Source organism: Streptomyces sp. NPDC060198 (genome assembly GCF_042728415.1).
GTDB lineage: Bacteria > Actinomycetota > Actinomycetes > Streptomycetales > Streptomycetaceae > Streptomyces.
Window position 1 is genome coordinate 1 of record NZ_JBHWZJ010000263.1, and the last position, 9,842, is coordinate 9,842.

Genomic DNA, 9,842 nt, shown 5'->3' on the forward strand with positions numbered 1-9,842 from the left:
CCCCTGTGGCGCAGCCGGGCGCGGCCCGGGCTCAGTTCCAGGCGTTGTTCTGGTTCTGGTTCTGCGAGCCCACGCCGTACTGGCCGCGGATTCCCTGGCCGATCTGGGCGCTCTGCGGGGGCAGTACCTCGCTGGGCTGAACCAGCGCGAAGCCCTCGCCGAGGAAGCTCAGCTCCCAGCCCTCGCCGGTGTTGCCCCGCCTGCGCATGACGCCCGAGGAGTGCGTCTGCGCCTGCATCTGGACCCGGAGCGAGCTGGACCAGGCGACGATGGCGTCGGCATCGGCGTTGACGTACTTGTCCGGCGTGACCTGGAGCATCAGCGGCTGCCCCGAGGTCATCAGCGCGACCTTGCCGGTGCCGGAGATGTTGAGCTGGTACTTGCCGGTGCCGGAGATGCCGTACTGGCTGTCCACGGCGATGACCTCGGTGTGCAGCGAGGAGTCGAGCGCCAGGACGTAGGCGCTGTCGACCGTCATCCCCGCGTGGTCGACGTCGACGACGTGGATGTACTGCGCGAGGTTGGCGAAGTACACGGTGCCCTGGCCGGTGCAGCGCATCAGGTCGAGACCCTCGCCCGTGCGGGCGCGGGCGTTGCGCTGGGAGCTCGACTGGTACTCGCCGTCGAACTCCATCAGCCCCTGGTAGGCGACCATGGCGCCCTTGCGGGCGAGCACGGCGTCGCTGCCCGTCAGGGAGACCCGCAGCAGCTGCGGGTTCTGGACGGTGTACCGCTCCGAGGACTGCTGCTCGGTGTGGGCGAAAAGCGGACTCTGCATGGTGTCTCTCCCTCCCTTCAGGACCGGACGCGGAGGCGGTCGGTGCTGTCCTCGCTCGGCTGGACGACGACGATGCCCTGGCCGGAGAAGGCCATCTGGTACGCCTCGCCGCTGCCACGCCCGATGAGCGCGCTCGCCTTGAAGCTCCGCTTGCCCTTGACCTTGAGGTTCGGCGACCAGGCGACGAGCGCGTCCGGGTCGACGTACGTCTCGTCCTCGCCCCGGCCGCAGTCGACCACGATCGGGGTGCCCCGGGAGGTTATGGCCACCCATCCGGTGCCTTCCACGACGACGTTCCACAGGCCCTGGCCGGCGAACTTCGCCATCCCCTTGACCCGCTCCACGCCCCAGCCCAGGTGGGCGTCGAAGGCGAGGAGGTTGGTGCCGTTGACCGAGATCGACTCGTTGTTGAGGTTGATGACGACCACGTCGGCGCCGTAGTCGGCGAGGTAGAGCAGCCCGTCACCGGAGCACTTCATGACGGGGGCGCCCTCGCCGGTGACCCACTGGGAGGCGATCTGCCGGACGGCGGGCGGGTTGGGTTCGTACTGGATGAAGCCTTCGTAGGCCACCATCGAACCCGTACGGGCGTAGAGGTCCTGGCCGGTGGCCATGGCCACCTTGAGCATCGAGTGGCCGTGGTTCTCCATCCGCGCGGTGACGGGGGTCGGGGCGTAGCCCGCGAGTTGCTGGTTCATGGCAGGCTCCCTCAGACCTCGTAGGGCTGGACGACGATGAAGTTGCCGGGGGCTCCCCGGAACTGGAGGTTCACGGTCTCGCCGCTGTGGCCGGGGTACGCGTTGCGGCGCAGCCGGACCTGGCTGGAGATGATGACCTGGGCGGCCGACGACCAGGCGACGACGGCGTTGCAGTCGGCGAAGGTGGTCGGCGTGACCGGCAGGACGACCGGCGTGCCGTGGGTCTTGACGACCACGGTGCCGGTGCCCTGGAACTGCATGGTGAACAGGGCTCCGCCGGGGATGCCGTGGCCCTCCACCCTGCGGACCTCGTAACTGAGCGACTCGTCGAAGGCGAGGACGTTCTCCGCGGAGACGCAGATGCCGTCGCCCTGGAGTTCGATGGGGTGCAGGTGGGCACCCTCCTCGGCGAGGAAGACCTGCCCGCGGCCCGTACAGCGCATGAGCTGCATCTCCTGGCCGGTGGCGTTGCCGACCACCCGGCCGGTGAAACCGGCGCCCTTGTAGCCGAAGTCGACCTTGCCCTGGTACATCACCATGCTGCCCTGACGGGCCAGCACGGGGTTGCCACCGAGGGTGAGATCGACCCGCATGAGCTGCTGGTTCTGCGGGGTCCAGCGCTGACCGGTCGGCTTCTCCTTGTACGGCTGGAGGGCCGCCGCGAGTCCGGCTCCGGCGGCCGGGGCGCCCTGGGGCACTCCCTGCGGGAGGCCTCCGGGCTGCTGGCCGAAGGGTGCCTGCGGCGGCTGGCCGAACTGCTGCGGGGGCTGCCCGTACGCCTGCGGGGGCTGCTGGCCGAATTGCGGCTGCCCGTACGCCTGCGGGGGCTGCTGGCCGTACGGCGGGGCGGCCTGGCCCGGGACCTGCCCGAACTGCGGCTGGCCGTACGGTGCGGGGGCCTGCGGTGCGACGGGGGCGGCGATCGTGGGCGCCGTGTGCGGCGACTGTGCCGGGGCGGGTGCCGCCGGCGCTCCGAACGACGGCGCGGGCTGCGGCGCCTGGGGAGCGGCGGGCGCGCCGAAGGCCGGCGGCGCGGACGCCTGGGCCGGCGGAGCGAAGGAGTGGGCGCCCTGCTGCGGAGCGGCAGGCGCTTCTTCCTCGGCGACCTCACCGCCGAAGTTGCGCAGGAGAGCGTCGAGCCCGCCGTCGAATCCCTGTCCGACCGCGGCGAACCGCCAGACGTCCTTCAGATAGAAGTCCCCGAGCATCACCGCGCGTTCGGTGGTGAATTCGGAGCCGGTGAAGGCGTACCGCACCACTTCCTCACCGCCCGCGACGATCCGGATGTACCCGGGACCGACCTGGGACATCTGGCCGGCGCCGTCGACGGTCGCCGTGAACGACAACTTGTGGATGTTGGCCGGAATGCGATCCAACGTCACCCGGAACGACTCGGTGTCACCGGACTGCGCGCCGAGCAGCTGAATGGACTCCTCGGGCGATTTCGGCTGGTTGAAGAAGATGAAATACCGGTCGTCCGACAGCTGTTCATCGGCGTCGAGGCCGAAGCAGCTGATGTCGAAGGTCAGCCCCGGGCCTGCGATCTGCACACCTACGTACAGATCCGTCCCTGACGTGAGATCACTGATCTTGGCCTTGTGGCCGCGTTGGAATTCCCTGGCCATGCGTAACGACCGTCCCCCATCCCGAATGTGAATGCGTCGCGTCAGGCTATCCGCAAACTACGACATTGAGCCAAGTCGGTACACACTCGGTACAGAGTCACCGATCGTCACTCCTCCCGTGCGGTGGGCAGATGCGGCAACCGGTCCACCGCCACCACGCCCTCGAGGTACCCCCGGGCCCGCTCGGTACGCGGGTAGGCCTCCAGCAGGCGCCAGAAGTCGGGCCCGTGTCCGGGCACGAGCAGGTGGGCGAGTTCGTGGACGAGCACGTAGTCGACCACGTACTCCGGCATCCCCTGCAGACGGTGCGAGAGGCGGATGCTGCCCTCGGCGGGCGTGCACGAGCCCCAGCGGGTGTTCTGGTTGGTGACCCACCGCACCGAAGCCGGCCGGGCCCGGCCATGGAGGTACTGGACGGACAGGCTCGCGGCACGCTCCACGAGCGCGCCGTCGCCGAGCACCCGGCGGCTCTCCTGGGCTGCCAGTTTGTCGAGCATCACCCCGACCCAGCGGTGCTCCTCGGCCTCGGACATCCGGGCGGGGATGAGCACGATCGTGCGGTCGCCCTCGCGATAGGCGGAGACCGTCCTGCGGCGCCGGTCGCTCCTGCGCACCTCCACCGCGCTCGTCGCGGCCGGGCGGATCGGGCGGGTGGCACCGCGCTGCGGTGCAGCGGCGGAGCGCGCGGGAATCTCCCCGGCGAGGCCGGGTGACGGATCGGCGGGCACGCCTCGACGTTACCCGCTGTTCCCGGCAGAAGTACCGCCTCCCCTGCGGTTCCTCTCCGATCCCCGCAGGAAGCACACCATTTGAACGACTAATTCCCTCCCCTGTGGATAACTTTCGACAGGTTTCGGGCTGCGGCGGCATTCTGTGAGCGGAGAGAGACCGGAGAAGTCCGGACCGACGCTCCGTCGTATCCGTCGGCGGGCCGTATCGGGTCACCGGCGGCATCCGTCGTCAACCACATCCATGATCAGCGACGCCCGGGGCCGACCGCGGAAGAGCGGCCCGACCGTAAAGGGAGAAAAAGATGCATCCGATGCTGAAGCCCGCACTGCGCCGCGCCTGGCGTGGACGGAGCACCGTGCAATTCGGGGTCACTCCCGCGCACGCGGTCACCTTCGGCCCTCTGGATATCGCCACGGGAAGTTTCCTGGAGCTGCTCGACGGCACCCGCGGGCTGCCCCTGCTGAAGGAGGAAGCCCGATCCCTGGATCTGGCGGAGCGCCATGTCGACGTGCTCGTCGAGCGGCTGGCGGGCGCCGGCCTCCTGGACGATCCGCACGCGGGTGGTGCGGAGGCCGCGGCCTTACGCCGCCGGGCCGATGTGCTGGACCGGCAGCGCCCGGACGCGGCCTCGCTCTCCCTGGTGCATCCCGAACCGGGGAGCGCGGTCCGCCGACTCGCCGCGCGGCGGGCGATGCGCGTACAGGTCCGGGGCGCCGGCCGGGTCGGTGCGGCGATCGCGGCCCTGCTCTCGGGGTCGGGGGTGGGCCGGGTGGACGTGCTGGACGGTGGTCTGACGGAGCCGTGGGACGTAGCCCCCGGCGGCCTCCCGCCCTCGGCGGTCGGGGAACGCCGCGATGTCTCGGCCCGTCGGCTCGTGCGCCGGTCGGCAGCCGGGGCCGCCCCCCGCGCGACGGAGGCGGACGCGGGGCCGGAGGGCGGCGGCCCCGGCCTCTCCCTGGTCGTGGTCGCCCCGCGCGACGGGCTCGCGGTGTACGCCCCCGACCCGGGGACGGCCGAACCATGGATCTCCTCGGGCACCCCCCACCTGTACGCGGGAGTGATCGAGGCCACCGGGGTGGTGGGCCCACTGGTGCTGCCCGGAGGCACGGGATGCGCGGGCTGTCTGGGCCTGCACCGGGCGGACCAGGACGCGCAGTGGCCTCGCATGGTGGCGCAGTGGCGGACCGGACGGCGGGGCGCGGTGCCCGCCTGCGACCTCGCGCTCTCCGCGGCGGTGGCCGGGCTGGCCGCCTCGCACGCCCTGTCCTTCCTGGACGGTGAACTGCCGGCGATCACGGGCGCCCGCTGGGAAGCCTCGCTTCCTCTCATGGAGTGGCGCGGCGAACGGATCGCTCCCCACCAGGCGTGTGTGTGCGGCGCCGCTCGCTCCACCGGGGCGCTTTCCCCCGCGTCGGGCCCGGCTCACGACACAATGGCCGGGTGACCGCCCTCGCCGGATCGACACGAAGGGCGCACCGGCACCGCAGTTCACGAACTGGAGGAGCACATGTCCGATCTTCCCCGCAAGGCGGTCACCCGCACCGCGAAACTGGCCGCGCTGCCGCTCGGCTTCGCCGGCCGGGCCACGTGGGGCCTGGGCAAACGGATCGGGGGCAAGCCGGCCGAGCTGGTGGCCAGGGAGGTGCAGCAGCGGACGGCGGACCAGCTCTTCAAGACCCTGGGGGAGCTGAAGGGCGGTGCCATGAAGCTCGGTCAGGCGCTCTCCGTGTTCGAGTCCGCGCTGCCCGAGGAGGTGGCCGGTCCGTACCGGGCGGCGCTCACGAAGCTCCAGGAGGCCGCTCCCCCGATGCCGGTGCGGACGGTCCACGGGGTACTCGCGGAACGGCTCGGTGAGGGCTGGCGCGACCTCTTCCTCTCGTTCGACGACCAGCCGGCCGCCGCTGCCTCCATCGGCCAGGTGCACCGGGCGGTCTGGCACGACGGGCGCGATGTCGCGGTGAAGGTGCAGTATCCGGGTGCGGGGGAGGCGCTGCTGTCGGATCTCACTCAGCTCAGCAGGTTCGCGCGGCTCCTCGGACCGTTGATCCCCGGCCTGGACATCAAGCCCCTGATCAAGGAGATGCGCGACCGGGTCTCGGAGGAGCTGGACTACGTGTTGGAGGCGCGGGCGCAGGAGGAGCACGCGGCGGAGTTCGCGGACGACCCCGACGTGGTCGTACCCGGGGTGGTGCTCCAGTCGGACCAGGTTCTCGTGACGGAGTGGATGGACGGAATCCCCCTGTCCGAGGTGATCGATCGTGGGACGGTCGAGCAGCGGAACCGGGCGGGCCAGTTGCTCTCGCGCTTCCTCTTCTCCGGACCTGCCAGGACGGGCCTGCTCCACGCCGACCCGCACCCGGGCAACTTCCGCCTCCTGCCGCCCGCTGGGGAGGGACCGACCGCCGACGCACCGGAGGCCCCCCTGCCGGATGACACCCCGTGCTTCGGCGAGGCGCGGGAGTGGCGGCTCGGGGTGCTCGACTTCGGCACGGTCGACCGGTTGCCGGGCGGGCTGCCCGAGATCATCGGCGAGGCCCTGCGGATGACGCTTCTCGGCGAGGCCGAGGAAGTGTACGCGCTGCTCCGGCGGGCGGGTTTCGTGTCGGAGTCCGTGGATCTGGACCCCGACGCGGTCCTGGACTACCTGGTCCCCGTCATCGAGCCGGCCCGGGTGGAGGAGTTCGCCTTCAGCCGGGGGTGGCTGCGCACCCAGGCGGCCCGGATCGCCGATCCCCGCTCCCCCGCCCACCGGCTCGGGAGGCAGTTGAGCCTTCCGCCCGCCTATCTCCTCATACACCGGGTGACGCTGAGCACGATCGGGGTGCTCTGCCAGCTGGGCGCGACGGTGCGCCTGCGGGACGAACTCGAAGCGTGGCTGCCCGGCTTCCCGGACCCGGGCGGCGCGGGCGGGACGACCGGTGCGGGTGGCGAGGACCCGGGCGGCGCGGAACACCCGGACGGCATGATCGGCGTCGAGGGAGTGCACGGCGCGGACGGCTCGGAGCGTCTGGATCGTTCCGGGGTCCCGGACGCCCCGGACGACCCGGGTGCGCGGACGGAACGCAGGGCGGCCGGCGGGCGAACCGGCCGGGACGAGCGAAGGGCCTCCGAGGGGCGGGCCGAGCGGAAGACCGAGGAGGTGTGAGGCGCGGCAGCGCCGGAATGGGGGGACAGCGACTTCCGGCTACCGGCTGTCGGCCACCGGCTGTTGGCCGCGGACTGCTGTGCCGACCGCTGCTGTGCCGGCCGCCGGCCGCTCGGCGTCGGAGCGGGCCGCCCAAGGCGTGTGTGGGAAGTGGTGCACGAGGGAGTCGACTGCGCACCCGTAGAAGGAAGCCTGGTGGTTGACCCCGCGCTCAGCACGCCCTGCGCCTTCTCCGCGCAGAGAAGTCGCAGAAGCCCTCCGATGGGGACTTCGTCGAGTTCGCCGACTGGCGAGAGAAGATCGCTGGGACCTTGGACGCATTGGCCAGTGTGCTGCACTTCGAGGAGGACCGCGACAGAGCCAGAGAGGAGGAGGCAGCAGCACGGGAACAGGCCGCAGATGTTAGACGCCGCGGTGAGATCGGGTTCAGCGAGCGCTGACGCTGCGGGCGGCCATCCAGATCGTGAGGTCCCGGGCGATCCGATCGATGCTCGTCTCGGTGACGACATCGTGTTCGCGGCGGAGCGTGTCGCGGCGCACGACCTCGTAGCCGCCTTCGTCCAGAACCGCGACCGAGGTGAACCAGACCGGGTCGTCCTCGTCGGGCTGGATGACGACGAAAGTGTTGCCTGAGCCGTCGAGGTCGTCGATCAGCATGAACAGTGCGTCCTCGGACGGGTCCTCGATGCGGTCGCCGCTCTCGCTCTCGGCCCGGTAGTACGCAGCTCCCATCGGCTTTGTCTCCCCACAGCCTGCTGAACTGATCCCGGCCAGGATGACATGCGCCGCTGACACTTCTGGCGGGTCACAGCCATTCATTGATCGCGGCGATGAGGACGGTCGTCCCCAGGCGGACCGCGAGTGCGAACCGTGTGGCCACCGCTCGGTTCCGTTCCAGCCGGTTGATGCCGCACTCGACCGCGTGCCGTGCCTTGTACTCCTCGCGGTCGAAGGCCGTCCGCCGGCCGTTCCCCGGCGTTTGCGATGGCCGACCTGATCAGTCGGTTCCTGAATCGTGCAGCGGATCCCGCGCCTCCGCAGATACGCACGGTTCGCACGGTTCGCACGGTTCGCACGCAATGAATACGCCTTGTTGCCTCGTACCCGCAACGGGCGAATCCGCGGCCGGACCAGCCCGATACGGGGAGCCCGGACGGCTCCCAGCACCGCCCTGAACCGCGGGCTGTCACCCCACTGGCCCGTGGTGACCAGCAGCGACAGCGGCTTCTGCCCTTGTTCGCAGGCCAGATGGATCTTCGTGGTCCACCCCAGCGGGACCGGCCCAGGCTGTGATCATCCGGTTCGGTCAAGCTGCCACCCGGCGGTTCCTTCTGGGTCAGGCTGTCCCGCCGGGCACCGGCCGCGTGCTGATGGACCCGGCAGAGCGTGGAGTCGACGTTCACGTCCCACGTGATCAAACCGGCGGCATCCGCTCTGTCTGCACCCCGTCACGATCGCCGACCAGACACCATCTCGCTGCTAACGCCGGAAGAGCCCGTGGACCGACTGCCAGGGACCGTAATCGGGTGGCAAATCCCGCCACGGAGCACCGGCCCGCACCCGCCAACGGATCCCGTCGATCGACCGCCGCCGACGGAGGGCCGGCCTGCCACCACCGCGACCGGCAACAACGGCTCCAGCACCGCCCACCGGTCATCTGAAAGATTCCCTCGCCCCACACCGAGATCATCACAGCACGAGGCGAGACGAAGGAGGTACTTCCACAACACGCCCTGCTCTGCCCGGCTTTCCGTCGATGCCGATGTCCGCGTCCGCGTCGGTGTCGATGTCGATGTCGATGTCGATGGGGAAGCTGGTGGCGCCGGCCGCCGCTGTCAGGGTGACCAGATCGAACCCCATGATCAGAGGGCTGCTTCCGTGACTCCGGCACAGGCCGGTCGCCTCGATGACCCGAACGCCCAGGGCCGCGAGGGTGACGGTAGCCGTCACGTCGGCCTCGAAATTCGGCATGCGGTCGGGCGAGTGCCGGGGTGTCCCTCCGCTTCTGGCCAGTCCTGGAATCCGCATGCGTCGCGCCTCAAGCCGGCCTGGACGCTCGGATCAGCCGAGCCCGGCCCATGGCCAGGTGCCCGACGTGGAGCTGAAGCTGCCGAGAATCCGCGCCAGGGCTGACGCCGGTCCTGTCGGGGAAGCTCCACGTGATCGTCCCGGTCGTCCGGTCGAGATCCCAGCGGTCCGCCGCTGCCCGCCCTCAAGGTCATGTGCGCGCGACCAAGCTGTTCGACCATGTCGTCGCCCTGCTGGAGCTGCACGACTGACAGCGCCTGGTCCCCAGTCGCACCAGCACTCCTCGCTTCCCCGTCCCGCTCGAACATGCCCGTGCGGTGGAACCTGCCCAGCGGCCACTGGCCGGTCTGGCCGCAGCCCTGTCCGTCCCCCTGCCCGTGCTGCGGGGCGGGCCCGAGGACGTTGAGCCGCGGGGCGGGCCCAGGGATGTTCCCGGGCGGGGCGGCACCGGTCCGTCCGCGTTCTCGCGAACCGGGTCCCGGCCCGGAATCACCAGGAGGCGACGTCGAGCCTGCTTTCGACGGCCCTGATGTGGGCGCGGGCGCACTTCTCGCAGAAGTAGTGGCGTACGCCCTTCTCCACCGCGCACATCCAGGTGGGTGGTGCGCTCGCGCCGGCGGTGGCGCCGCACCGCGCGCAGGAAACGTGGGGGGCTTGGGGCATCGGAGGGTGATACGTCTGCTCGTCCACGCCGTGACGATAACTCCGCGGATGACGGGCGGCACGGCGGAACGCACGGGCGGAAACGAGACCGCGGCACTCCGGACACACGGACGAAACCCCAGGCCCCGCGCGCACGAAAAACCCCGCCCGCCGAGGCCTGCCCTGTTCGGCGG

General features: G+C 70.7%; 8 protein-coding genes and 2 pseudogenes. 2 read left to right on the forward strand and 8 right to left on the reverse strand.

Going from position 1 to position 9,842, the window contains the following annotated elements:
• Positions 1 to 31: 31 nt before the first annotated feature.
• The 4 genes from ACFWEP_RS25635 to ACFWEP_RS25650 form a co-directional block, all read right to left on the reverse strand.
• Positions 32 to 778 carry an AIM24 family protein gene (locus ACFWEP_RS25635; RefSeq protein ID WP_387373252.1) on the reverse strand — a complete coding sequence of 249 codons (747 nt, stop codon included), beginning with the start codon at positions 776 to 778 and terminating at the stop codon, positions 32 to 34.
• A gap of 17 nt (positions 779 to 795) precedes the next feature.
• The gene (locus ACFWEP_RS25640) at positions 796 to 1,476 is read right to left on the reverse strand and encodes an AIM24 family protein (protein WP_387373254.1); all 681 of its coding nucleotides are present in this window, start codon (positions 1,474 to 1,476) and stop codon (positions 796 to 798) included.
• An 11-nt stretch (positions 1,477 to 1,487) separates the two neighbouring features.
• Entirely contained in the window at positions 1,488 to 3,101 is a 1,614-nt protein-coding gene (locus ACFWEP_RS25645) for a TerD family protein (protein WP_387373256.1), read from the reverse strand.
• A 107-nt stretch (positions 3,102 to 3,208) separates the two neighbouring features.
• A complete protein-coding gene (locus ACFWEP_RS25650; protein ID WP_387373258.1) occupies positions 3,209 to 3,829 on the reverse strand; it encodes a M48 family metallopeptidase in 621 nt (206 codons plus the stop codon).
• 305 nt (positions 3,830 to 4,134) lie between these two features.
• Between ACFWEP_RS25650 and ACFWEP_RS25655 the strand changes: the two genes are divergently transcribed.
• Both ACFWEP_RS25655 and ACFWEP_RS25660 read left to right on the forward strand, forming a co-directional pair.
• Positions 4,135 to 5,277, forward strand: coding sequence for a ThiF family adenylyltransferase (locus tag ACFWEP_RS25655; RefSeq protein ID WP_387373260.1), 1,143 nt, complete (start codon positions 4,135 to 4,137; stop codon positions 5,275 to 5,277).
• Positions 5,278 to 5,340: 63 nt separating this feature from the next.
• Positions 5,341 to 6,759: pseudogene (locus ACFWEP_RS25660) on the forward strand (ABC1 kinase family protein); the annotation flags it as partial.
• A 645-nt stretch (positions 6,760 to 7,404) separates the two neighbouring features.
• On the opposite strand, the gene ACFWEP_RS25665 reads toward ACFWEP_RS25660, so the two are convergent.
• The 4 genes and pseudogenes from ACFWEP_RS25665 to ACFWEP_RS25680 all read right to left on the reverse strand — a co-directional run bounded on the left by ACFWEP_RS25665 (position 7,405) and on the right by ACFWEP_RS25680 (position 9,669).
• Positions 7,405 to 7,710, reverse strand: coding sequence for a hypothetical protein (locus ACFWEP_RS25665; RefSeq protein WP_387373262.1), 306 nt, complete (start codon positions 7,708 to 7,710; stop codon positions 7,405 to 7,407).
• A gap of 73 nt (positions 7,711 to 7,783) precedes the next feature.
• A pseudogene (locus tag ACFWEP_RS25670) lies at positions 7,784 to 8,657 on the reverse strand (IS5 family transposase).
• Between the two features lie 10 nt (positions 8,658 to 8,667).
• Complete coding sequence (locus ACFWEP_RS25675; RefSeq protein WP_387373264.1) at positions 8,668 to 8,949, reverse strand: hypothetical protein; 282 nt, start codon at positions 8,947 to 8,949, stop codon at positions 8,668 to 8,670.
• Between the two features lie 546 nt (positions 8,950 to 9,495).
• Complete coding sequence (locus tag ACFWEP_RS25680) at positions 9,496 to 9,669, reverse strand: hypothetical protein (RefSeq protein ID WP_387373265.1); 174 nt, start codon at positions 9,667 to 9,669, stop codon at positions 9,496 to 9,498.
• Between the last annotated feature and the right edge of the window lie 173 nt (positions 9,670 to 9,842).